General features: G+C 62.9%; 23 protein-coding genes. 16 read left to right on the top strand and 7 right to left on the bottom strand.

Features of this window, described 5'->3' with window-relative positions; translation table 11 throughout:
- The first annotated feature begins 457 nt into the window (after positions 1-457).
- Positions 458-1,966, top strand: a complete 1,509-nt coding sequence (locus tag G4D79_RS20715; RefSeq protein ID WP_058038729.1) for an HNH endonuclease signature motif containing protein — start codon at positions 458-460, stop codon at positions 1,964-1,966.
- 114 nt (positions 1,967-2,080) lie between these two features.
- Positions 2,081-2,902 (top strand): acyl-CoA thioesterase II, encoded by an 822-nt coding sequence (locus G4D79_RS20710; protein WP_003943337.1) that lies wholly within the window; start codon positions 2,081-2,083, stop codon positions 2,900-2,902.
- A 35-nt stretch (positions 2,903-2,937) separates the two neighbouring features.
- Here G4D79_RS20710 and G4D79_RS20705 read toward each other — a convergent pair whose 3' ends face one another.
- Positions 2,938-3,561 carry a hypothetical protein gene (locus G4D79_RS20705; protein ID WP_042920002.1) on the bottom strand — a complete coding sequence of 208 codons (624 nt, stop codon included), beginning with the start codon at positions 3,559-3,561 and terminating at the stop codon, positions 2,938-2,940.
- 79 nt (positions 3,562-3,640) lie between these two features.
- Between G4D79_RS20705 and tesB the strand changes: the two genes are divergently transcribed.
- On the top strand, positions 3,641-4,510 hold the full coding sequence (tesB, locus tag G4D79_RS20700) for an acyl-CoA thioesterase II (protein ID WP_007732935.1): 870 nt from the start codon (positions 3,641-3,643) through the stop codon (positions 4,508-4,510).
- A complete protein-coding gene (gene pdxT / locus G4D79_RS20695; RefSeq protein WP_007732937.1) occupies positions 4,510-5,115 on the top strand; it encodes a pyridoxal 5'-phosphate synthase glutaminase subunit PdxT in 606 nt (201 codons plus the stop codon). The genes tesB and pdxT overlap by 1 nt, the downstream gene beginning before the upstream one ends.
- A 25-nt stretch (positions 5,116-5,140) precedes the next feature.
- Here pdxT and G4D79_RS20690 read toward each other — a convergent pair whose 3' ends face one another.
- Together G4D79_RS20690 and G4D79_RS20685 are read right to left on the bottom strand one after the other, a co-directional pair.
- Positions 5,141-5,818: a response regulator transcription factor gene (locus G4D79_RS20690; RefSeq protein ID WP_054826058.1), complete on the bottom strand. Its 678-nt coding sequence runs from the start codon at positions 5,816-5,818 to the stop codon at positions 5,141-5,143.
- Positions 5,773-6,987, bottom strand: a complete 1,215-nt coding sequence (locus tag G4D79_RS20685) for a histidine kinase (protein WP_308252599.1) — start codon at positions 6,985-6,987, stop codon at positions 5,773-5,775. The genes G4D79_RS20690 and G4D79_RS20685 overlap by 46 nt, the downstream gene beginning before the upstream one ends.
- Positions 6,988-7,098: 111 nt before the next feature.
- Between G4D79_RS20685 and G4D79_RS20680 the strand changes: the two genes are divergently transcribed.
- Both G4D79_RS20680 and G4D79_RS20675 read left to right on the top strand, forming a co-directional pair.
- Positions 7,099-7,299, top strand: coding sequence for a hypothetical protein (locus G4D79_RS20680; protein ID WP_003943331.1), 201 nt, complete (start codon positions 7,099-7,101; stop codon positions 7,297-7,299).
- A 13-nt stretch (positions 7,300-7,312) separates the two neighbouring features.
- On the top strand, positions 7,313-8,011 hold the full coding sequence (locus tag G4D79_RS20675; RefSeq protein ID WP_308252598.1) for a GAP family protein: 699 nt from the start codon (positions 7,313-7,315) through the stop codon (positions 8,009-8,011).
- Here the strand turns inward: G4D79_RS20675 and G4D79_RS20670 are convergent.
- On the bottom strand, positions 7,999-8,919 hold the full coding sequence (locus G4D79_RS20670) for a hypothetical protein (protein WP_211920231.1): 921 nt from the start codon (positions 8,917-8,919) through the stop codon (positions 7,999-8,001). The two genes, G4D79_RS20675 and G4D79_RS20670, sit on opposite strands and share 13 nt — an antisense overlap.
- Complete coding sequence (locus G4D79_RS20665) at positions 8,916-9,272, bottom strand: GntR family transcriptional regulator (protein WP_030536855.1); 357 nt, start codon at positions 9,270-9,272, stop codon at positions 8,916-8,918. Before G4D79_RS20665 ends, G4D79_RS20670 begins: the two co-directional genes overlap by 4 nt.
- Positions 9,273-9,417: 145 nt before the next feature.
- Between G4D79_RS20665 and G4D79_RS20660 the strand changes: the two genes are divergently transcribed.
- The 10 genes from G4D79_RS20660 (at position 9,418) to G4D79_RS20615 (ending at position 20,997) form a co-directional block, all read left to right on the top strand.
- The gene (locus G4D79_RS20660; RefSeq protein ID WP_007732951.1) at positions 9,418-10,170 is read left to right on the top strand and encodes a YebC/PmpR family DNA-binding transcriptional regulator; all 753 of its coding nucleotides are present in this window, start codon (positions 9,418-9,420) and stop codon (positions 10,168-10,170) included.
- 124 nt (positions 10,171-10,294) lie between these two features.
- Complete coding sequence (gene ruvC, locus G4D79_RS20655; protein WP_214514325.1) at positions 10,295-10,864, top strand: crossover junction endodeoxyribonuclease RuvC; 570 nt, start codon at positions 10,295-10,297, stop codon at positions 10,862-10,864.
- Entirely contained in the window at positions 10,861-11,460 is a 600-nt protein-coding gene (gene ruvA / locus G4D79_RS20650; RefSeq protein WP_007732953.1) for a Holliday junction branch migration protein RuvA, read from the top strand. The genes ruvC and ruvA overlap by 4 nt, the downstream gene beginning before the upstream one ends.
- A complete protein-coding gene (gene ruvB, locus G4D79_RS20645; RefSeq protein WP_003943304.1) occupies positions 11,457-12,554 on the top strand; it encodes a Holliday junction branch migration DNA helicase RuvB in 1,098 nt (365 codons plus the stop codon). Before ruvA ends, ruvB begins: the two co-directional genes overlap by 4 nt.
- Positions 12,555-12,692: 138 nt before the next feature.
- Complete coding sequence (gene yajC, locus G4D79_RS20640; protein WP_003943339.1) at positions 12,693-13,040, top strand: preprotein translocase subunit YajC; 348 nt, start codon at positions 12,693-12,695, stop codon at positions 13,038-13,040.
- Between the two features lie 197 nt (positions 13,041-13,237).
- Positions 13,238-14,959, top strand: a complete 1,722-nt coding sequence (gene secD / locus G4D79_RS20635) for a protein translocase subunit SecD (RefSeq protein WP_007732956.1) — start codon at positions 13,238-13,240, stop codon at positions 14,957-14,959.
- Positions 14,956-16,179: a protein translocase subunit SecF gene (gene secF, locus G4D79_RS20630; RefSeq protein ID WP_007732958.1), complete on the top strand. Its 1,224-nt coding sequence runs from the start codon at positions 14,956-14,958 to the stop codon at positions 16,177-16,179. Before secD ends, secF begins: the two co-directional genes overlap by 4 nt.
- Positions 16,180-16,181: 2 nt before the next feature.
- Complete coding sequence (locus tag G4D79_RS20625; protein ID WP_214514324.1) at positions 16,182-17,912, top strand: ABC transporter substrate-binding protein; 1,731 nt, start codon at positions 16,182-16,184, stop codon at positions 17,910-17,912.
- Complete coding sequence (locus G4D79_RS20620) at positions 17,909-18,487, top strand: adenine phosphoribosyltransferase (RefSeq protein ID WP_165638376.1); 579 nt, start codon at positions 17,909-17,911, stop codon at positions 18,485-18,487. The genes G4D79_RS20625 and G4D79_RS20620 overlap by 4 nt, the downstream gene beginning before the upstream one ends.
- Positions 18,488-18,585: 98 nt before the next feature.
- Positions 18,586-20,997, top strand: coding sequence for a bifunctional (p)ppGpp synthetase/guanosine-3',5'-bis(diphosphate) 3'-pyrophosphohydrolase (locus G4D79_RS20615; protein ID WP_003943344.1), 2,412 nt, complete (start codon positions 18,586-18,588; stop codon positions 20,995-20,997).
- Between the two features lie 52 nt (positions 20,998-21,049).
- On the opposite strand, the gene G4D79_RS20610 is transcribed toward G4D79_RS20615, so the two are convergent.
- Together G4D79_RS20610 and G4D79_RS20605 are read right to left on the bottom strand one after the other, a co-directional pair.
- The gene (locus tag G4D79_RS20610; RefSeq protein ID WP_370333875.1) at positions 21,050-21,862 is read right to left on the bottom strand and encodes a peptidylprolyl isomerase; all 813 of its coding nucleotides are present in this window, start codon (positions 21,860-21,862) and stop codon (positions 21,050-21,052) included.
- The gene (locus tag G4D79_RS20605) at positions 21,862-22,743 is read right to left on the bottom strand and encodes a peptidylprolyl isomerase (protein ID WP_214514323.1); all 882 of its coding nucleotides are present in this window, start codon (positions 22,741-22,743) and stop codon (positions 21,862-21,864) included. Before G4D79_RS20605 ends, G4D79_RS20610 begins: the two co-directional genes overlap by 1 nt.
- Positions 22,744-22,748 lie beyond the last annotated feature (5 nt).

Below are 22,748 nucleotides of genomic sequence, written 5' to 3'. Positions count from 1 at the left end.
CATCGGGAGTCTCGGCAAGTCCAAGTCGTATTTGCGCCCACCCCATCACTTTTGGTGATATTCGCCTGTCCGGTCGCGTACTGGTGCTCGACGGCAAGGACTCTGTCACGGAGGTCGTCGAGAATATCTTCGAGTTCGAGGGGCGACCTGGGCATGAGATTGTCCATGTCTTTGGAGTCGACTCGGCTGACATCGATGCGTTTCCGCTCGACGTGCAACTCCGAGTCCTAGACGAAGGTAGTCCAGTCCACTGGGTATTGAGTGGTGGGTCCGACCGCCCTATCTACCCGGCCGAAGCTGCCCGCATTATCAACGCCCTGGTTCAGTAGGGGAATCCGTTGCCGGAACACGAGTGGCCGCAAAGGTTGCTCCGCAACAATTTTCGGTCAATCAGGATTGTTCGGACTGATTCCTGGAAATCATGGATATCGAACGTATATTCGAATAATGTTGAGGAATGTTCGATGACGGAGTAGGAAGTTCGGGTACCGCAGCGCAGCTGTCCGGTGCTGAATCCGACTGCGCCCTCATCGATCTCATCGCCGATCTGCATGCGCGCGAATCGATGCTCGTGGAACGGAAACTGGCTGCCATTGCCGAGTTTTTCGAGCGTCGCAGCGCTGACCACACTGATAACGGTGCTTGGTCGTCTACCGCTCACGAACTGGCTGAGGCCGAGCTCGGCGCGGCATTGACCATGGGCCGTGCCGCAGCGGGAAAGTTGATCGGTCTCGGCTTTTCTCTCAAGACTCGCCTCCATCGCACGCGTGCCGCCATGGCGCGCGGAGAACTGGATCTGTATCGAGTCGGATTGATCGACTCCGCTACGGCCAACGTAGCCGACGATTTGATCGACGAGGTGGAACGGCAACTCCTCGAGAAGATCTCGGCGCCCCCGATGCCTGGCGGTACCGGCTTGACGGGTCGCCGATTGACAGCGGCTATCGACCGGATCGTCGCCGTGGTGGATCCCGAGGGGATACGCGAACGTCGACGCCGCGCCCTGGCTGATCGGTTCGTGGGTGTGAGCGCTGCCGAGGACGGAATGGCGCGGATATTGGGGAGTATTCCGGCGGAGGAAGCACGGGCTTTCGACCGTCGGTTGCGGGAGTTGGCAATGTCGGTGTGTCGACACGATTCCCGTAAGTACGAGCAACGACGAGCTGACGCATTGGGAGCGTTGGTATCCGGATCGACGATTCTGCCGTGCGATTGCGGCCGGCACGAGTGCCCACAAGATCGAAGCGGGATTGTGGTGGTGCGTCGGCCGTTGGTTCACGTGGTCATGCTGGAATCAACGCTTCAGGGCGGTGACGCACCAGGTGCAGACGAACCCGCTCACCTCGACGGTTATGGAGTGATCAGTGCAGAGCATGCGCGTGACATCGCCGCGGGTGCGCTGATTCGGAAGGTGAAGGTACCAGCCGATGCCGCGCTCGAGTCTGCCGGTGAGGGCGAGCCAGTACCTTCGCCCGTCGTTCCTTCTGCGTTCGTGTACCGCCCCGGCGCTGTCCTCGACACCTGGGTGCGGGTGATCGCAGGAAGCTGCCAGTGGTTGCACTGCGATGTCGCTGCATGGAATTCAGATCTCGATCACACTGAACCCTTTGATCATCGCGATCCCACTCGTGGTGGAAAGACCGTGGCCTCGAACTTGAGTGCCTATTGTCGAAACCATCACCGCCTCAAGCACTCCGGTCAGTGGGTGCACACCTCGAACCCGGACCGCAGCGTCATGCTGACCTCGCCGACCGGACATTGCTACCGAACGAGGCCGTCAGGTCTGCTGGCGGGAATGCTCGAGCCTGTACTGCCCGAGGGTGGTCGGCGTCGGCGCACACGTCTGGAAAACAAGGCCGCTCGTGTGTGGGGGGAACGCCGGCGGCAGCGGATACGAATGCACCGGCGGATGAAGAAGGCACAGAGGAGGACCTTCGACGGCGGAGACGATCCACCGCCATTCTGAGTCGATGCGCCCCGTCGCTCAGTGTTTTCGGATGCCCACTTTGGTGGCCGGGGGTGCGTCAGGCATTGTGTGAAGGTCGGTAGACGTCGGTACACGGGAAGATGTGGAGCATCGATGGCGAGGATCGAAGAAATTCTGGAGTTGGAACGCCTCGAGCGGGACATCTTTCGAGGAATCATCGCGGAGACCACCCTGACCCGCACTTTCGGCGGCCAGGTCGCCGGACAGGCATTGGTGTCGGCGGTACGCACGGTCGATCCGGCCTACTCGGTTCATTCGTTGCACGGATATTTCCTGCGTCCGGGAAATCCGATGGAGCCCACGGTTTTTCTGGTTGATCGTGTTCGGGACGGTCGATCGTTCGCGACCCGCTTGGTCACCGGAATTCAAGACGGGCAAGCCATTTTCACGATGTCGGCGTCCTTCCACGTCCAAGACGAAGGCATCGAGCACCAGGACGAGATGCCACCCGTTCCTGACCCCGAGACCTTGGCCATCGCCCAGGATTCGGAGGATCCCGAGACTGCGTGGCTGGCGCGTGAGTGGTCCGATTGGGACCTTCGAATGGTGCCGAAGGCCGACATCGACAAACGTCCGGGCGCTGCCGCGCAGCAGCAAGTGTGGTTCCGTTCCCGCGAGGCACTCCCGGACGACCCGGTATTTCACGTGTGCACGCTTGCCTACATGAGCGACATGACGCTGCTCGGATCTTCTCGCGGCCCCCACATGGACGTCGCCATGCAAAGCGCTTCGCTCGATCACGCCATGTGGTTCCTGCGGCCGTTCCGCGCCGACGAGTGGCTGTTGTACGACCAGACGTCGCCGTCAGCGGGCTTCGGTCGCGCACTGACGCAGGGACGAATCTTCGACAGCCGAGGAAATATGGTTGCTGCAGTCGTCCAGGAGGGTCTGACCAGGCTGTATCGCCCGAAGTGAGGTCGGCCGACGTGAGATCAATCGCAGTGTGACCTTCACTGGCGGGACCGCACCGCAGGCCGGGCCGGATGGTCGTATCTGACCTCGAAATCGACCTCCTCGGACACTTCTGATCGGTGTTCGAGGAGTGCCTCGACGGTCCACAGATCTGCCTCCGGTGTGTGCCGCCGCATGGCAGGTTCGCTCATGTCCAGGCGGACGCTGACGTCGAACTCCAGCCCGCGCCCGAGCAACATCGGACCGGCGATCACGATGACCGCGCGCTCATGGACGGGGATACGGGTCGAACGAGCCGATCGATCGGTGGGTTCGTCCCAGAGTTTCGGCAAGAACGCCCGTTTGGTGCGGGCTGCGGTGATCACTTCACGATCGAGTGCCCGATAGTCGAACCAGATAGTGCGGTAACTCAGCGTATCCTCGTGGCCGAACTCGTATCGCAGCGAAGCCGGCCGTACGTAGTCGTGCAGTGACACAACAGCACTCGGCCTGTTGCGCGACTCGACGGCGGTGCCGACCAGTTCCGCGAGCCGAGACGGCTGTGCACAATCAGGTCCGTCGATCGCTACTACCGCCACCGACGGAAACGATCCGCTCAGCGTTGCAATCTGCTCGGCCAAGGCGAGGGGACTGGACGGGATGAATGTACTCACGCCCACCATGGTGCCGTGCCCGCTCGCCGAGGCGATATTGTGAACCGTCATCGCGCCCAGTGCGGCGGTCTATGTTTTCGGAGGACTCATGGTTGGTATCGAGGAGATCCTCGCGCTCGAACACCTGGAGAAGGACATCTTCCGTGGTGCGGTCCATCCCACCGCACTTCAACGGACGTTCGGCGGGCAGGTTGCCGGGCAGTCGTTGGTTTCTGCCGTGAGCACCGTTGACGAGAGCTACCACGTGCACTCGTTGCACGGATATTTCCTGCGCCCGGGCAATCCGAAGATTCCGACGGTCTACCTGGTGGACCGCATCCGCGACGGGCGCTCGTTCTGCACCCGCCGGGTGAATGCAGTTCAGGACGGCAAGACGATCTTCACGATGTCGGCCTCGTTCCACGTCGACGACGAAGGTATCGAGCACCAGGACCGGATGCCCTCCGTTCCGGCGCCGGAGGACTTGCCGGACGCGCAGACCGTTCCGAAGTTGGCTGAATCGCAGTTCTATCAGGAGTGGAAGAACTGGGACATCAGAATTGTGCCCGCTGAGCAGAGCGCGTCAGCGCCGGATCTCGCCGCGCAACAACGCGTGTGGATGCGCTACCGCGAGGCTCTGCCGGATCGTCCGCTGCTGCACATCTGCACCCTCGCGTACCTCAGTGACATGACCCTGCTCGGAACTTCCAAAGTCCCGCACCGCGGCGTGAAGACGCAGACTGCTTCGCTCGATCACGCGATGTGGTTCCTGCGTCCGTTCCGGGCCGACGAGTGGTTGCTCTACGACCAGACGTCGCCGTCGGCAGGTTTTGGTCGCGCGCTCACTCAGGGGCGTATCTACGATCGCGATGGCAACATGGTGGCAGCGGTGGTTCAGGAGGGTTTGACGCGTCTCGAACGCGAACCCGACAGCCATGAGAGCAAGAACAGCCGTGAGAACAAGACAGGAACTGTGTGATGACGCGTCCGTTGATCGGTGTACTCGCCCTCCAAGGTGATGTTCGCGAACACCTTGCCGCACTCGATGATTCGGGAGCGGATGCGGTGGGTATCCGGCGCCCGGAGGAACTCGACAAGGTCGACGGCATCGTGATCCCCGGTGGCGAATCCACCACGATGAGCCGGCTTCTGCAGGTATTCGAGCTGCTGGAACCGCTTCGTGAGCGACTCCGCGGCGGGCTGCCGGCTTACGGATCGTGTGCGGGCATGATTCTGCTCGCCAGCGAGGTACTAGACACCCGGCCGGACGCCGAGCATCTCGGCGCCATCGACATGACGGTGCGCCGCAACGCTTTCGGTCGGCAGGTCGATTCTTTCGAGTCCGACCTGGAGTTCGAGGGCATCATCGGTGATCCCATTCGCGCTGTCTTCATCCGCGCGCCGTGGGTGGAGCGAGTTGGGCCGGGCGTTGAGGTCCTTGCGCAGGTTCCCGCCGCCGCGGGGGAGGCCGCGGGCCGGATCGTCGCGGTTCGGCAGGGCTCGGTGATCGCCACTTCTTTCCATCCCGAGGTTACCGGGGACCGTCGAGTGCACGAGATGTTCGTCGATCTGGTTCGCGGATAACTGGAGTAGTCAGCCTCGGCCGAACCTACAGCTCCAGTTCGCGGGCAAGGATCGCCGCCTGGACGCGTGAGGTGAGGTGCAACTTCGACAGAACTCGCGACACGTGCGACTTCACCGTCGGAGCACCGACTCCGAGTTCACGCGACAGTTCGGCGTTGGACATACCCGTCCCCAACAGCGCGAGGACCTCGCGTTCACGGTCGGTGAGCTCGCTCAATCCCAGCGGTTCGGTGGGTTTGGGTGCGCGCTGCACGAACTCGCCGATCAGGACACGCGCCGCGCGCGGAGCGAGCACTGCATCTCCGGCCGCGACGTTGCGGATAGCGCTGGTCAGCTCGTCCGCGGTCGCAGTCTTGAGCAGGAATCCCGAAGCACCGGCGCGCAGGGCCGCGAAGACGTATTCGTCGAGGTCGAAGGTGGTCAACACCAGAACCCGGCTGCGGGTCGTCCCGATGATCTGACGCGTCGCCTCGATGCCGTCGGTGCCTGGCATCCGGACGTCCATGAGTACGACGTCGGGTTGATGCGTGCGGGTGACGGTGATCGCCGACGCTCCGTCACCGGCTTCTGCGACGACATCGATGTCGTCGTGCTGCCGCAGGATCATCGCGAGTCCCGACCGGATCGCGGCGTGGTCGTCGACCAGGGCGACGGTGATCACCGATCCGTTCCGTTCGGCGCGGGGACCGGTATCTGTGCGCATACCGTCCATTCTCCGTCGACCGGAAGTGCGTCGAGTGAACCGCCCAGCAGTTCGGCGCGGTGACGCATGTTTGCAAGTCCGTGCGTTCCCGCCCGAAAACTGGATCTGTCGCGACCGATGGGGTTTCGGATCTCGATCTGTAATGCATTGTGCTGGAGAGAGATCGACATCGAGATCGGTGCACCAGGCGCATGCTTGAGCGCATTGGTCAACGCCTCCTGGGTGATCCGGTACGCCGTGTGATCGACCACGCTCGGCAGGTCGGCAGTATCGATGTCGATCGCAACGTGCACGGCGGCGCCGGCTGCCCGAACTGCGTCCAGGACGACGGGCAACTCGGTCAGCCGCGGGGGAGAGGAACGCGGGTCCGGGGTCTCGTCGTCCCCGGCGTGGAGCAGTTCGATCATCGACCGCATCTCGGAAAGGCCCGCGAGACTGCTCGATCTGATCGCCCCGATCATCTCCCGCAAACCGTCGTCGGGTTCACCCCGTTCAGCGGAGAGAGCTGAGGTGGACAGTGCCGCCTCCGAGTGGATGGCGATGGCGGAGAGGTGGCTTGCGATCACGTCGTGCAGATCGCGCGCCATGGTCGCGCGTTCGTGAGCGACCGCGGCCTCGCGGTCCAGAGCGGCGAGTGCTTCGTGGACTCTGGAACGCTCGCGTTCGGCCTCGGTCAGTTCGACTTGTCGACGGATGACCAGTGCCCACCACACCGGTGTACCGAAGAACAGAGCGGTCACGACGCCTGCCCCAGCCGCAGCGCGGACGTCCTGGGTGGACAGGTAGACGAGTGCGGTGAGCGCGGCAACCGTCACCGCGGTCAGAGAACACACCACTCGGCCCAGCCGCGCCGTCCCGTACAGAACTGCGGCGTAGGTGAGATCCGAGAGGACCAGCCACATCGGCAGAGTGGGTCCCAGGGCAGCGTCGACTGCGACGATGACGGCCCCCGCCGCCAAAGCTGTTGCCGGACGCACCCGCCGGAACGAGTCGATCGCACACAGCAGAGCCAGCATCCCGATCCGTACCCCGGCGGGAACGTCGGCGACACCTCCGACATCGGTCCACATTTGGTACAGGCCGACCAGGTAGAGGAGTACCCCGATCGCGAACAGGCCGAAGGCGATGAGCGGATCGTTCCACTTGCCGACACTCCGACTTCTGGTCACCACAGGCTTATCAGAGCACATCGGGGCGTCTGACTTGTCATACCAAATGATGAGGTCGGCGTTGTTCCGATGGCTGATGTGCGGATTCGATAGAGAAGACAGGCTCGACGTATGAAAATTCGCTTCGAGTTGATGATCGGCATTCTCTTGGTCGTCGGTGGCGGCTGTCTGTGGCTGTTCGCGCGTGACGCCGAGTTCTTCTGGTTTCGCGGCGGACCACTCGGCGTGATCCTCGCGATCATCGGTGCCTTCGACATCGTGAATGCAGTCCGAACGAGGGAGACAGCGATACCCGAGCGCCGAAACGACTGAGGTGGAACTCGTCGTGCTCACCACGCTGGGCGGGCTCGCCCTGCTGGACAGTACGAGCATCGGAACATTGGTCGTCCCGGTCTGGATGTTGTTGATGCCGGGACGACCGCAGGTTCGCAGGCTGCTGACGTATCTGGTGGTCATCACGACGTTCTATTTTGTTGTCGGGGTGGCAGTCTGGACGACGGCACGGGCAGGTATGCCTGTCGTCGCCCCGCTGCTCGAAACCCCCGCCGCCCGCGGTGCGCAGTTGATACTCGGTATCGCGTTGTTCGCGTGGAGCTTTCGATTCGATTCCGAGAAGAGGCGCACATCCGGTCAGGCCGATCGAACTCATGTTTGGCGAGAGCGGGTGCTCGGCTCGGGCAGTTCCGCGAGAAGTGTTGTACTTCTGGCAATTGCTGCCGGGACCGCCGAGTTGGTGACGATGCTGCCCTACTTGGCGGCGATCGCGATGATCACCGCTGCTGGGCTGTCCGCAGTCACGTCTGCGTCGATACTTGCCGGATACTGCCTGATCATGGCCATGCCCGCAGTGCTTCTGTTGTGCGGGCGGGTCGTGGCCGGCAACCGCCTCGACAAGCCGCTGCGCCGAGTGGACTCGCTGATGTCTCGCTACGGCGACAGCGCAATGGGTTGGATATTCGGCATTGCCGGTTTCTACCTCGCCGGCAATGCCGCTGCCGTGTTGTTCATGAATCAACCAGCCTGAACCAACGAATTGATCAGCTTCACACCGTCTTCCGGGTGATCGACGGTCACGGCGAACAGTCGTCCGTTCTCGAGAGTGACCACGATGGCCTCACCCGAGCGGAGAGTGACGGCTGTTCCGCGCGGTGTCATTCGGTAACCCCATCCGCCCCATTCGGCCGGACGTATCGCGTCGACTGATGCGGACTTCACCTTCGAGATGGGGATCTTCTTCCATTGAACGCCCCAGGAACTGATGCCGACACCGTGACGGTCGACGCGCACGGTGACCGACGCGAATGCTGTGACGGCGAGGGTGGACACACCCAGGATCACGGCAACCCACCAATCCGAGTACGCGGCAGTCGCGATCACGAGAACTACGAGGCCGGCGGTAACGATCCACGGCCAGACGCTGCGGACCTGCCCGACCCACACTGCACGTTCGGAGGCCGTCAGCGGAGTGTCGAGCGTCGGGGTCGGCAGTGGCGACTCCGGGCCGCTTCGTTGCTGGTCAGGCAGCGCGTATGCCAGAACTCCTACGAGTACCGCCGCGATCGGCGCAAGAATCCACCAGCCGATACGCGCGGCTTCCGGCGACCCGGCGTCGATCGTCAGGGCGACGCTCAGAATCCAGATCGTCGCCAGTGTCGCACTCGAGATCGAGGTTACGGCGAGAAACAAGGGCGCGTTGTCGCTCGAACGGGCCGCGACGACACACGCGCAAACGACTGCCACCAGTGAAATCGCCAGCGCGATGAAGAAAAAGGTCGTCGTGGTGCTGAACCCGTCCGGGCTTGATCCGGACCAATGGCTCGCGACGGTCTCGGGTAGGCGGTCACCCCACGCGAAGCGTGCGATAACCAGGATCAGGGTCGGGAGCAGAGTCAGCGAAGCTGCTGTCCAGAGTCGGATCTTGCTGGTCGTCATTGTGTGCTGGTCTCCTTGATGAGGTCGAGCATGTGCGCGGTGTCGAGTCCGAGATTTCGGGCTTGCCGTACGAACTCGCGCGCAGATTCGTTGAGAGCTGTTCTTCCCGAGTCGAATTCGGCGCGAATGACGGCGCCACGTCCGCGTCGGAGGTCGAGCAGGCCTTCGTCGCGCAGTGTTGCGTACGCACGAAGAACCGTGTGGAGATTGACGTCGATCGACTCGGCAAGGGCGCGAGCGGACGGCAGGCGGTCACCTGGACCGATCTCACCGCGGATGACCGAGCCACGAACCCCGGCTGCAATCTGCTCCGCGAGTGGAGTTGTGGAGGCGTGATCTATTCGGACCAACATATTTGCATTCTATGCAAACAATGCGAGGTTTGACTAATTCGTGTCGGGGGATGCAGCGAGTTGTGACGTGGGACGGGTAACATCGGCAGAGCTGAAAGACGCGCATTCGGCGTGCGCAACGCAGCAGGAAAGGGGCTTGAATCGCATGAGCGGCCACTCAAAATGGGCCACCACCAAGCACAAGAAGGCTGTGATCGACGCACGTCGTGGCAAATCCTTCGCGAAGCTGATCAAGAACATCGAGGTGGCGGCACGAACCGGCGGTGGCGATCCCACGGGCAACCCCACCTTGTACGACGCCATCCAGAAGGCGAAGAAGACGTCTGTTCCCAATGACAACATCGAGCGTGCGCGCAAGCGCGGCGCCGGTGAAGAAGCGGGCGGCGCAGACTGGCAGACCATCATGTACGAGGGCTACGGACCCAACGGCGTCGCCGTTCTGATCGAGTGCCTCACCGACAACCGCAACCGCGCAGCCGGTGAAGTTCGCACCGCGATGACCCGTAACGGTGGCAACCTCGCTGACCCGGGTTCGGTCTCCTACCTGTTTGCTCGCAAGGGTGTCGTCACGCTCGAGAAGAACGGCCAGTCGGAGGACGACGTCCTGATGGCTGTGCTCGACGCCGGTGCCGAGGAAGTCACCGATCTCGGTGAAACCTTCGAAATCGTCAGTGAGCCACAGGATCTGGTTGCCGTACGTTCGGCACTTCAGGAAGCCGGCATCGACTACGACTCTGCTGAAGCCGATTTCCGCGCTTCCGTCGAGGTTCCCTTGGATGTCGACGGCGCACGCAAGATCTTCAAGCTCGTCGACGCGCTCGAAGATTCTGACGACGTGCAGAACGTCTACACCAACATCGATCTGTCCGACGAGGTTCTCGCGGCTCTCGAAGACTGATTGCTTTTCAACTCAACCCGGCCCTGACGTCCGCGTCCGGGCCGGGTTGCGTGTTGATGCGGGGTAGTAGTCCCGCGCACCGCTAAGCTATCGAACAGCTGTTCGGTATGGAGAGGTGTGACAAGTGCGCGTGCTCGGAGTGGACCCAGGCTTGACTCGCTGCGGGTTGGGAGTGGTCGACGGGAGCAACGGCAGGAAAGTGCGCCCCATTGCGGTCGACGTGGTGCGGACTCCGGCCGAGATGGACCTCGGTTCTCGGCTTCTGCGGATCTCCGATGCGGCTGAACTGTGGATCGAGCAGTACAAGCCGGAGGTGGTCGCGATCGAGCGCGTGTTCGCGCAGCACAACGTCAGTACCGCGATGGGGACGGCGCAAGCAGGCGGAGTTGTCGCGCTCGCTGCCGCCAGACGCGGCATTCCGGTGTGTTTCCACACGCCCAGCGAGGTGAAGGCCGCCGTCACCGGCAGCGGTAACGCCGACAAGGCGCAGGTCACTGCGATGGTGACGCGAATTCTGAATTTGAAGACGGCGCCGAAACCGGCTGACGCTGCCGACGCTCTGGCGCTGGCGATCTGTCACTGCTGGCGAGCACCGATGATCGAGCGGATGGCCCGCGCCGAGGCGATGGCCGCTGAACAAATGTGTAAGTATCAGGCAAAATTGGCCGAGACGAAGAAGGCAGGTTCACGATGATCGCGTCGGTACGCGGCGAGGTACTCGATATTGCGCTCGATCACGCGGTCATCGAAGCGTCAGGTGTCGGCTATCGGGTCAATGCCACCCCGGTGACTCTCGGTGCACTGCACCGGGGAAGCGAAGCGCGACTGTTCACGACGATGATCGTTCGCGAAGACTCGATGACGCTGTACGGTTTTTCCGATACCGAGTCGAAGGACCTGTTCAGCCTCCTGCAGACGGTTTCCGGAGTCGGACCGCGCCTGGCGATGGCAACTCTCGCAGTTCTCGAACCGGACGCGCTGCGGCGGGCGCTCTCGGAAGGCAACCTGACGGCGTTGACGAGGGTGCCCGGTATCGGAAAACGCGGCGCCGAGCGCATGGTTGTCGAACTGCGTGACAAGGTCGACGCCGTCGCGACGACGGCTGGCGCGGCGTCCGGTGTCGTCGTCGGCAGTTCGATCCGTGATCAGATCGTCGAGGCTCTCGAAGGTCTGGGCTTCCCGATCAAGCAGGCTGAGCAGGCCACGGATTCGGTTCTGGCGGAATCGCCCGAGGCCACCACGTCGGTCGCACTGCGTTCTGCTCTGTCGCTGCTCGGTAAGACTCGATGAACTTCGACCCGATCGACGATTTCGACGACGAGTCGCAGGTCTCTGCCGAATTGGTGGCGGGAGACGGTGATGTCGAAGCGAGTCTGCGCCCCAAGAGTCTCGACGACTTCATCGGTCAACCTCGTGTTCGCGAACAACTGCAGCTCGTGCTCACCGGAGCAAAACTTCGCGGCAGCACGCCTGATCACATCCTGATGTCCGGTCCCCCCGGGCTCGGCAAGACGTCGATGGCGATGATCATCGCGGGGGAGTTGGGCTCTTCTCTGCGGTTGACGTCCGGACCGGCGCTCGAACGCGCCGGAGACCTGGCTGCGATGCTGAGCAACCTCGTCGAGGGCGACGTGTTGTTCATCGACGAGATTCACCGAATCGCTCGTCCGGCCGAGGAGATGTTGTACCTGGCCATGGAAGACTTCCGTGTCGACGTCGTCGTCGGTAAGGGGCCGGGCGCCACGTCGATTCCTCTGGAGGTTGCACCGTTCACGCTGGTCGGTGCGACTACGCGGTCGGGTGCGCTGACCGGTCCGTTGCGCGACCGCTTCGGGTTCACCGCTCACATGGATTTCTACGAACCCGAAGAGCTGCAACAGATTCTGATGCGTTCGGCCGGAATTCTGGGCGTCGATCTCGAAGTCGATGCCGGTGCCGAAATCGCACGACGCTCGCGGGGGACACCGCGTATCGCGAACCGATTGCTGCGCCGGGTTCGCGACTTCGCCGAGGTGCGCGCCGACGGAATCGTCACCATGGACGTCGCTCAGGCGGCCTTGGCCGTCTACGACGTGGACCAGTTGGGCTTGGACCGTCTCGACCGTTCGGTACTGAGTGCTTTGGTGCGTTCGTTCGGCGGCGGGCCCGTCGGCGTGTCGACGCTTGCGGTGGCCGTCGGCGAGGAACCGTCGACGGTGGAAGAAGTGTGCGAGCCGTTCCTGGTCCGGGCCGGAATGATCGCCCGGACGCCGCGAGGACGTGTGGCTACCGCCGCTGCTTGGACTCAACTCGGAATGACACCGCCGCCGGATGCCGCAGCGGGCGGTATCGAGGTTCGTGTCAACGAACCGCAGGCCACGTTGTTCGATCCGAACGGCGAGTGAATTTCGACTGGAAAGGCCTACTTGAACGGCCGATCTGTCGGGAATCCTCAGCAACTAATGGCACACTGGTGTATTGCGTAGGTCCATCCGGGACCATCGCGGCGTAAAACGTGCAACACAACCGAGGTTGATCAACACATGTCGAGTTTGCTTTTCCCCCTCTTGATCCTCGCACTGCTGGTGCCCATGTTCCTGGGCATGCGCAAGCAGAAGAAGGCCTTGGCCGCGACTTCCGAGATGCAGGACTCGCTGCAGGTCGGCGATCGGGTGCAGACCACGGCCGGGCTCTACGCCACGATCGCTTCCCTGGACGACGACACCGTGGACCTCGAGATCGCGGACGGTGTCATCACCACCTGGTCGCGTCTGGTCATCCGTGAGCGCGTCGTCGAGACGACCGAGACCGACGAGTACGACGACGACTCGATTTCCGAGATCGAAGAGTCTGCTGCCGACACCGAAATCCGGCTCACCAAGGAGTCCTGACTTCGTCGAACTGGTACGTGTTCTAGAGTTGTGAACTCGGACACACGTCCAGATCGGTTTGTCCGCTCTTACACCAGCAGCTCAGTTCACCCCGTTGATCAATCGTTGCAGTTCGAACGCCGCAGCTCGGGTGGTCGTCGACCACCCGAGCCGTGCACTTACTGAAGCTCTGCACCTACCGAGGAGACTTAAAGATCGTGGCACCTTCCACCGGAACGGTGCATCCGGTCCGCTACCTGGCCCTTTTCGGGGTCCTGGTAGTGGCACTGTATGCCCTGGTGTTCTTCACTGGAGACAAGTCGGCCACGCCGAAACTCGGCATCGACCTGCAGGGTGGAACGCGCGTCACGTTGACCGCTCGTACCCCGGACGGCAGCGCTCCCAGTCAGGACAGTCTCAAGCAGGCTCAGGAAATCATCGAGACCCGCGTCAACGGTCTCGGCGTTTCCGGTTCCGAGGTCGTTGTCGACGGTGACAACCTCGTCATCACCGTTCCCGGCGACGACAGTGCGCAGGCTCGCTCGCTCGGCCAGACCGCTCGTCTGTACATCCGCCCGGTGACGGGTTCGATCGACGTCGCCACCCGTGACGCGAATCGGACAGCTACGCCCGAGGCGCCGGCGGCCGAAACTCCGGCCACTGATGCACCGGCCCCCGAAGCACCCGCTGACGGGACGCAGACGCCGCAGAACCGTCCGTTCCTGGCTCAGGACCCGACTACTCCCGAGGCAACGCCCGCGCCGCAGACAACGACTCCGGCCCCCACCGGGGACGCGCCGAGCGACGGCACCGACGAAGGCGACGCAGCAGCAGCGGAAATCGCCGCAGCGCGCGCCCTCCGGCAGAGCAGCGATCCGACAGTGCAGCAGCAAGCAGTGGCGAACCTCGACTGCTCCGTCGCGGATCCGCTCCGTGGAAACGACGACCCGACCCTGCCGCTGGTCGCCTGCTCGCAAGACGGACTGAACATCTATCTCCTCGGTCCTTCGATCATCGACGGACAGGAGATTGCCGACGCGTCTTCGGTCTTCAACTCGCAGCAGTCGCGCCACGAGATCAGCCTCTCGTTCAAGACGACCGGCAGCAACACCTGGGCCGAGTTCACCTCAGCCAACATCGGCAAGCAGGCAGCGTTCACGCTCGACTCGAAGGTCGTCAGCGCTCCCACGATTCAAGGTGCAACGCCTGCGGGTAGCGCCACCTCGATCACGGGCAGTTTCACTGCCGAGAGTGCCAAAGAACTTGCCAACACACTGAAGTACGGTTCGCTTCCGCTCTCGTTCGCAGCCTCTGAGGCCGAGACGGTCTCGGCCACGCTCGGCCTGGCCTCACTGCAGGCGGCATTGATCGCCGGCGCGGTCGGTCTCGTTCTCGTTCTGCTGTACTGCCTCGTCTACTACCGCATGCTCGGCGTTCTGACGGCGTTGTCGCTGATTCTCTCCGGAGTCATGGTCTACGCGATCATGGTTCTGCTCGGCAGATACATCGGCTTCACGCTCGACTTGGCCGGCATGGCTGGTCTGATCATCGGTATCGGTATGACCGCCGACTCGTTCGTCGTGTTCTTCGAACGCATCAAGGACGAAATGCGTGAGGGCCGTAGCTTCCGCTCGGCGGTGCCACGCGGTTGGGCAAGAGCACGCCGAACAATTCTTTCCGGCAACGCGGTGAGCTTCATCGCCGCTGCGGTTCTGTACGTGCTGGCGGTCGGACAGGTGCGAGGCTTCGCCTTCACCTTGGGTCTGACGACCATTCTCGACGTGATTGTCGTGTTCCTCGTGACGTGGCCACTGGTCAGCATGGCGTCCCGTTCGGCGTTCTGGTCCAAGCCCAGCGTCAACGGTCTCGGCGCAGTGCAAGAGGTTGCCCGCGAACGTAAGGTTGCCGCCGCTGCGTCGGCTAAGGAGACACGAGCATGAGCGAGTCCAACAACTCCCCGGTGGGGTCCACCAACAGTTCCGCCGCCGAGTCCGCCGATGCGGCGGCCCGGTCGGAGATCACTGACTCAGGCGTCGATCAGGGCGCGATGCCCAAGCACAGCTGGCTCTCGCGGTTGTACACCGGAACGGGTGCGTTCGAGGTCGTCGGCAAGCGTCGCTTCTACTACGGACTGACCGGCGCTCTGGTCGCCATTGCGCTGCTGAGCATCATCCTGCGCGGCTTCACCTTCGGTATCGATTTCGAAGGCGGATCACGCATTCAGTTCCCGGCCGAGGGCGGAGTCGAGACGTCGGCGGTGGAAACCGTCTACTCCGACACACTCGGGTTCGAACCGGTCAGCGTGCAGACAGTCGGCTCGGGTGCCAGCGCAACCGTGCAGATCCGGTCGGAGACGTTGAACGCGACGCAGATCAACGATCTTCAGTCGGCTCTCTTCGACGAGTTCCAGCCCAAGGACAAGAACGGGAACCCGTCGGCGCAAGCCATCAGTTTTGCGGACGTGAGTGAAACCTGGGGCGGCCAGATCACCAAGAAGGCGCTGATCGCGCTGATTGTGTTCCTGGTGATCGTGAGTATCTACATCGCCATCCGCTTCGAGCGGGACATGGCGGTAGCTGCGATCGTTGCGTTGTTCTTCGACATCATCGTCACTGCCGGCGTCTACTCGCTCGTCGGTTTCGAGGTGACGCCCGCGACGGTGATCGGTTTGCTTACCATTCTCGGCTTCTCGCTGTACGACACCGTGGTGGTGTTCGACAAGGTCGAAGAGAACACCCGCGGTGTTCTGCATCTGACGCGCCGGACGTACGGCGAGCAGGCCAACCTCGCGGTGAATCAGACCTTGATGCGATCGATCAACACGACCGTCATCAGTGTGCTCCCGGTGATCGCTCTGATGGTCGTCGCGGTCTGGATGCTCGGCGTCGGCACACTCAAGGACCTTGCGCTCGTTCAGCTCGTCGGCATCATCGTGGGTGCGTACTCCTCGATCTTCTTCGCGACGCCGCTCCTGGTGTCGATGAAGGAACGCTGGGGACCCGTTGCCGCGCACACTCGTAAGGTGCTCTCGCGCCGGGCTACGCTGGCCGAGAAGGGTACGCAGACGGTTGCCGTCGGCGCACCAGTTGCACGCCGTGCGCCGGTTGCTCCGCAGCCGGGTGCGCGGCCGACCGGAAAGCGAAACAAGAAGGGGCACTGAACATGCTCCCAAGAACACGCACACTGGTTCGATCGATGACGTTCGTTGCGGCCACCGCTGTGGCTGCGGGTTCGTTGGCGGCCTGCTCGGAAAGCGCCGAGCAGGTTCCGTCCATCGGATATGCCATCGACAACTCCATCTCCACGTACAACGCCAACACGACAGCTGGATCGGTGTCCGGGGCGATGGCCGCGTTCGGCCGGGTGCTTCCCGGCTTCACGTTCACCGGCCCGGCCGGAGCACCTGTCTCCGACACCGACATCGGAACGGCGTCTGAGTTGCCCGGTGACGTGCTCACGGTCTCGTACAAGCTCAATCCGGCGTCCGTGTACTCCGACGGGATTCCGATGTCCTGTGACGATCTCGTCCTCACCTGGGCGGCGTCGAGTGGCAAGTTCACCGAAGACGTCGATGGTGCCGTGAAGCCCATGTTCGACACGGCGAACAATCTCGGATACGCGGACATCGACCGGATCGACTGCCAGAGCGGGGCGAAGGACGCGACGGTGTTCTTCAAACCCGGGCGATCGTTCACCGATTGGCGGTCGTTGTTCGGTGCGACTGCGTTGATGCCTTCACACGTCGTGACGCAGCGCACGGGTGTCAGCGACGTGGTGAGCGCGGTGAATGCCGGTGACACCGAAGCGTTGTCGAAGATCGCGGACTTCTGGAACACCGGGTGGAACCTGACTCCAGGTCAGGTGGACACCTCCGTACTGCCCTCCGCTGGTCCGTATCGAATCGACTCGTACAGTACCGACGACGGCCTGGTGCTGGTCGCGAACGAGCGGTGGTGGGGCAACAAGCCTGCGACCGATCGCATCGTCGTCTGGCCACGTGGTGTGAATCTGACCGAGGATCTCGACAAGAACTCGATCGAGGTAGTCGACGTCGCTTCCGGCTCGGCTGGCGAACTCGGTACTCCGTCCGGGTTCGACGTCCAACAGATTCCGTCGCGGTCGATCGAGCAGTTCGTTCTCGCGACCTCTGGTTCGCTGGGCGACGAAGCCGCCCGTCGAGCGTTCGCGCATTGTGTTCCGCGTACGACTCTGTTCGAGAAGTTCGGGCAGACGGAGAATGCGCCGCAGGCGGGTTTGGGTTCCGGCGTGGTCGATTCGCGACTGATGGCGCCGGATTCACTCGTTTACAGCGACGCCGCTGCGGTCGACGGTGATCGGTACGCCAATGCCGACATCGAGGCTGCGAAGACGTCGTTGTCGGAAGCCGACCTCGACCAGTTGACCGTCCGGGTCGGGTACCTCGCACCGGACCCGGTGCGGGCGCAGATCGTCTCCGAAGCGAAAGCCGCGTGTGCTCCGGCGGGAATCACGGTCGAGGACGCAAGTAGCGACAGCTTCGATCATGCGAGTCTGCAGACTGGGGGAGTCGACGCCGTGCTTTCCGGTATGGCAGGCAAAGTCGGCGCAGGCGGAACAGCGAGCATGATCGACGCGCGTGGAGCGCTGCGATCGGGCAACGGCGCAAACCTCGGTACGTACGGAAATGCCAGGATCGATCAGATCATCGATCAGTTGAACGTGGATGCGAGCACGAGTGCGCAATTGGGACTCTCGGTGGAGGCGGAGAACATCCTGTGGACCCAGGTGCCTACGATTCCACTGTTCAATCAACTACGAACTGTCGCTGTAGCTCCAGGCATGTCGGCAGTGTTGGTCAATCCGACTCGGGCCGCTACCGGCTGGAACATGGACAGATGGGTACTACGCAGATGAGCGTCTCGAATGGTGTTGCCTTGCACACGACTGAAGAATTGATCGCAATCCACCGGGCTGCCGGGGACGCCGTTGTTCGGCTGACCCGCTGGGCTGACAACTTTCCCGGTCCCGGTGTTCGGTTCGCCGATCTGACTCCGGTGTTCGCCGACGCCGAGGGGTTCGGGGCCGTGCTCGATGCCCTTGTCTCCTGTGCTCCGGACGCCGACACGATCGCCGCCGTCGATGCTCGTGGATTCCTGCTCGGTGCCGGTGCGGCCGCGAAGATGGGTGCGGGAGTCGTTGCCGTGCGGAAGGTCGGCAAACTGCCGCCGCCGGTGCTCTCTCGTTCGTACAGCCTCGAGTACGGATCCTCGACTCTCGAGATTCCCGCAAACGGGTTCGATCTCACCGGGCGGAATGTTCTGGTGATCGACGACGTTCTGGCTACCGGAGGGACACTCGAGGCGGCTGTACAGTTGGTCGAGTTGGGTGGAGCGAACGTCGTCGGCGTCGCAGTGGTGCTCGAGATCGAGGAACTGCGCGGTCGAGATCGCTTCTTGAAGTACCCACTGACATCACTGGTGAAGGTCTGAGTATTAAAGTTGTCTCCTGGGGGTCGAGTTAGACCTCCAGGGCAATTACCCGATGCAGGGCGGTTGCCTCAACCAACTCGGTGGTAGGAGGTGGCGACATGACGTCGAATCTTGATCGATCACAGAACTCGGGTGCAGTGTCGCAGGAGACGGGTGCAGTTCCGGCTCCGGAGACGACACCATCGAAGTCCGCGGTGCCCGACGATTCGGGATCTGCGCAAACTACCGGCAATCGGGGTGGGCAGAATCTGGCCGTGCCCGCTTCCGCCTCCCGTAGGGTGCGCGCTCGGCTTGCTCGACGCATCACCGGTCAGCGCAACGCCACCATCCGCCCGGTGCTCGAGCCGTTGGTCAGCCTCCACCGTGAGCTGTATCCGAAGGCCGACCTCGCGCTGCTCCAGCGTGCGTACGACGTCGCCGAGGACAGACATTCGAGCCAGCGGCGCAAGTCCGGCGATCCGTACATCACGCATCCGTTGGCCGTCGCAAGCATTCTGGCCGAGTTGGGTATGGACACCACCACCCTCGTCGCAGCCCTGCTGCACGACACCGTCGAGGACACCGGGTACTCACTCGAAGAGTTGACCAAGGACTTCGGTGACGAGGTCGCTCACCTCGTCGACGGCGTCACCAAACTCGACAAGGTCGTTCTGGGCACCGCCGCCGAGGGCGAAACCATCCGCAAGATGATCATCGCGATGGCGCGGGACCCGCGCGTGCTCGTGATCAAGGTCGCGGATCGTCTGCACAACATGCGCACGATGCGATTCCTGCCGCCAGAAAAGCAGGCACGTAAGGCGCGAGAGACTCTCGAAGTCATTGCGCCACTTGCACATCGACTTGGAATGGCGACCGTCAAGTGGGAACTCGAGGACCTCTCATTCGCCATCTTGCACCCGAAGAAGTATGACGAGATCGTTCGACTGGTCGCCGATCGCGCGCCTTCTCGTGACACCTATCTGGCCAAGGTTCGCGCCGAGATCAACTCGACCCTGTCCGCCTCGCGGATCAACGCCATCGTCGAAGGCAGGCCCAAGCATTACTGGTCGATCTATCAGAAGATGATCGTCAAGGGCCGCGATTTCGACGACATCCACGATCTGGTCGGCGTCCGCATCCTGTGTGAAGAAGTGCGTGACTGTTACGCCGCGGTCGGCGTTGTCCACTCACTGTGGCAGCCGATGGCCGGACGCTTCAAGGACTACATCGCACAGCCGCGCTACGGCGTCTACCAGTCGCTGCACACCACCGTCGTGGGACCGGAAGGCAAGCCCCTGGAGGTCCAGATCCGGACCCAGGACATGCACCGGACCGCGGAGTTCGGTATCGCCGCGCACTGGCGGTACAAGGAGACCAAGGGCAAGCACGCGGGCGACATCGCCGAGGTCGACGACATGGCGTGGATGCGTCAGCTACTCGACTGGCAACGTGAAGCGGCCGATCCGGGGGAGTTCCTCGAATCGTTGCGTTACGACCTCGCGGTCAAGGAGATCTTCGTCTTCACGCCGAAGGGCGACGTCATCACGTTGCCTGCCGGATCGACCCCCGTCGATTTCGCGTATGCGGTGCACACCGAGGTCGGGCACCGATGCATCGGTGCCAGGGTCAACGGCCGACTGGTCGCGCTGGAACGAACTCTCGAAAACGGCGAAGTGGTGGAGGTCTTCACGTCGAAGGCTGCCACCGCCGGGCCGAGCCGTGATTGGCAGACGTTTGTCGTCTCGCCGCGTGCCAAGGCGAAGATCCGTCAGTGGTTCGCGAAGGAACGCCGCGAAGAGGCGCTCGAGTCCGGCAAGGATCAGATCGCGAAGGAGGTCCGCCGTGTGGGACTTCCGTTGCAGCGGTTGATGAATGCCGAATCGATGAGCACGATCGCGCACGAACTTCGCTATCCCGACGTCTCGGCGTTGTACACGGCCGTAGGCGAGAGTCAGGTGTCGGCGCACCACGTCGTGCAGCGACTGGTTGCTCATCTGGGCGGCGTCGGCGCCGTCGAGGAGGAACTGGCCGAGCGTTCGACGCCGTCGACCATGCCGGTGCGCACCCGCAGTACGGGTGACTCCGGAATTCTGGTTCCCGGAGCACCGGGCACGGTGGCAAAACTCGCGAAGTGTTGCACGCCGGTACCGGGCGATTCGATTCTGGGCTTCGTCACGCGTGGCGGCGCGGTCAGCGTGCACCGTACCGACTGCACCAACGCCAACTCGCTCCACGATCAGTCGGAGCGAATCATCGACGTCGAATGGGCACCGTCAGCGACATCGGTGTTCCTGGTCGCGATCCAGATAGAGGCGCTCGATCGTCATCGGTTGCTTTCCGACGTCACCAAGGCGTTGGCAGACGAGAAGGTGAACATCCTGTCGGCCTCGGTCACCACGTCCGGCGACCGGGTGGCGATCAGCAAGTTCACCTTCGAGATGGGCGACCCGAAGCACTTGGGTCATGTTCTCAACGTGGTTCGTAACGTGGAAGGCGTCTACGACGTCTACCGCGTGACCTCTGCCTCGTAAACTGCTGTGCGCCTTTATTAACCGCGGGCGGTTAATAAAGGCGCACAGGGGGTCAGGCGACTACTGCAGTCTCGATGGTGATCGGGGTGTTGGGTGCACCGCCGCCGGTTGCTCCCATACCACCGTCGTCGCCGTCGGCCGCGATCTTCTCGATCGTCGCCAGGCCGGCGTCGTCGATCTTTCCGAAGACCGTGTAGTTGGGCGGCAAGACCGAATCCTCGTAGACGAGGAAGAACTGACTGCCGTTGCTGCCCGGTTTACCCGAGTTGGCCATTGCCAGCGTGCCGCGGGGGTAGACGGCAGGCAAGGAGAGTGCCGGATCGTTAGCCGGGTAGGCAGTGGTCGGGTACTCGTTGTCGAAGCCGTAGCCCGGTCCGCCCGTGCCCTTGCCCGAGGGATCGCCGCACTGCAGGATCTGTAGACCGGGTGTGGTGACGAGTCGATGGCACGGGGTGTCGTCGAAGTACTTCTGCTCGGTCAAGCTCACGATGCTGTTGACCGTGCAGGGGGCTTCCGCCCGGTTCAGTTCCATCCCGATCGGGCCGGCCGTAGTCGTGAGCGCGACGTTGACGGTTCCCTCGGTGGACACACCCGTGGAGTTCGGCGGATTGACGGTTTTTGCTGCACCCGCCGCGCTCGGGTACGAGCAGTCGACGGTCGCCGAGGCCGGAGTCGGGACAGGCGGGAGTGCGTCGAACTGTGACATGTCGAGCGGCGGCATGGCAGCCGTTGTCGTCTTCGCCTTGGAGGTGCTGGACGGCGAGTCCGAGCTACCGGAATCACTGGAACAACCAGCCAGAAGCAGCGCCGCGGCGCTTGCGGCGGCAATAACTACAGGAAAGCGCATCACAGGATTACGTCGCATCAGTCGAGCCTTACTGTCTTGATGTCGGTGGTCAGATTCGGCTTGCCGTCACCCTCTGGCGTCGATCCGCCGGCCGCGACCTTGTCCAAAGTGGCGAGCCCGGTTTCGTCGATCGTGCCGAAAACCGTGTACTGCGGGGGGAGTTGTGAGTCGCCGTAGACGAGGAAGAACTGGCTGCCGTTGCTACCGGGTGCCCCGGTGTTGGCCATCGCAACCGTGCCGCGCGCGTAGGTGACGGGCTCCTCCGCTGCCGGGTCGGTGGTGGAATACGCCGTGGTGGGGAATTCGTTGTCGAAGCCGTAGCCCGGTCCGCCGGTGCCGGTGCCCGACGGGTCACCGCACTGCAGCACCTGGAGCGAGGGGCTCGTCGTCATGCGGTGGCAGGTGGTGTCGTTGAAGTAGTCCTGCTGCGCCAAGCTCACGAAGCTGTTGACCGTGCACGGAGACTTCGTTCCGTCGAGTGTGAGCCCGATGTTTCCCTGCGAGGTCTCGACGCTGATGCTCGGCGTCGCGTCCGGCGCGGTGGTGGGAATCCCGTCGGTACGAGGAGGGTTGTTGGCCTTGGACGCGGTAGCGCCGTCGGCTGGATACGAGCAGGAGACCGTGTCGGCCAGTGGCGTCGACAGACCGGCCGGCATTGCACCCGCGGTCTGTGGCGTGAGGCTCGAGTCGTCGGCAGCAGTGTTGGTGGTGTTCGCGTCGTCGTCACTGCGATTGCTCAGCCAGATGAGTCCACCGACGACGCCGACTACGACGACCACGCCGAGCGCAGTTCCGGCTATCGTCATCTGCTTGCGCTTGCGGGCACGTTCTGCGCGACGTTCGAGCTGACGCTCGAGCTTGCGTTTCGCCGCCTCGCGGCGTTGCTCGTTACTCGGCACTGCTG

The organism is Rhodococcus sp. WY5 (genome assembly GCF_018588185.1).
In the GTDB taxonomy this organism is placed as follows: domain Bacteria; phylum Actinomycetota; class Actinomycetes; order Mycobacteriales; family Mycobacteriaceae; genus Rhodococcus_F; species Rhodococcus_F qingshengii.
Note: the sequence above shows the minus strand (reverse complement) of the source record. Positions and strands in the feature narration are given on the sequence as shown.

Bases quoted from the DNA above. Each gene is read 5' to 3' on its own strand.
- G4D79_RS20670 (WP_211920231.1), bottom strand. From the start codon at position 8,919: ATGACGACCAGCAAGATCCGACTCTGGACAGCAGCTTCGCTGACTCTG.
- G4D79_RS20665 (WP_030536855.1), bottom strand. From the start codon at position 9,272: ATGTTGGTCCGAATAGATCACGCCTCCACAACTCCACTCGCGGAGCAG.
- G4D79_RS20705 (WP_042920002.1), bottom strand. From the start codon at position 3,561: ATGGTGGGCGTGAGTACATTCATCCCGTCCAGTCCCCTCGCCTTGGCC.
- ruvA (WP_007732953.1), top strand. From the start codon at position 10,861: ATGATCGCGTCGGTACGCGGCGAGGTACTCGATATTGCGCTCGATCAC.
- G4D79_RS20680 (WP_003943331.1), top strand. From the start codon at position 7,099: ATGAAAATTCGCTTCGAGTTGATGATCGGCATTCTCTTGGTCGTCGGT.
- secF (WP_007732958.1), top strand. From the start codon at position 14,956: ATGAGCGAGTCCAACAACTCCCCGGTGGGGTCCACCAACAGTTCCGCC.
- pdxT (WP_007732937.1), top strand. From the start codon at position 4,510: ATGACGCGTCCGTTGATCGGTGTACTCGCCCTCCAAGGTGATGTTCGC.
- G4D79_RS20710 (WP_003943337.1), top strand. From the start codon at position 2,081: ATGGCGAGGATCGAAGAAATTCTGGAGTTGGAACGCCTCGAGCGGGAC.
- G4D79_RS20615 (WP_003943344.1), top strand. From the start codon at position 18,586: ATGACGTCGAATCTTGATCGATCACAGAACTCGGGTGCAGTGTCGCAG.
- G4D79_RS20715 (WP_058038729.1), top strand. From the start codon at position 458: ATGTTCGATGACGGAGTAGGAAGTTCGGGTACCGCAGCGCAGCTGTCC.
- tesB (WP_007732935.1), top strand. From the start codon at position 3,641: ATGGTTGGTATCGAGGAGATCCTCGCGCTCGAACACCTGGAGAAGGAC.
- G4D79_RS20625 (WP_214514324.1), top strand. From the start codon at position 16,182: ATGCTCCCAAGAACACGCACACTGGTTCGATCGATGACGTTCGTTGCG.
- ruvB (WP_003943304.1), top strand. From the start codon at position 11,457: ATGAACTTCGACCCGATCGACGATTTCGACGACGAGTCGCAGGTCTCT.
- G4D79_RS20610 (WP_370333875.1), bottom strand. From the start codon at position 21,862: ATGCGACGTAATCCTGTGATGCGCTTTCCTGTAGTTATTGCCGCCGCA.
- G4D79_RS20660 (WP_007732951.1), top strand. From the start codon at position 9,418: ATGAGCGGCCACTCAAAATGGGCCACCACCAAGCACAAGAAGGCTGTG.
- G4D79_RS20690 (WP_054826058.1), bottom strand. From the start codon at position 5,818: ATGCGCACAGATACCGGTCCCCGCGCCGAACGGAACGGATCGGTGATC.
- yajC (WP_003943339.1), top strand. From the start codon at position 12,693: ATGTCGAGTTTGCTTTTCCCCCTCTTGATCCTCGCACTGCTGGTGCCC.
- G4D79_RS20620 (WP_165638376.1), top strand. From the start codon at position 17,909: ATGAGCGTCTCGAATGGTGTTGCCTTGCACACGACTGAAGAATTGATC.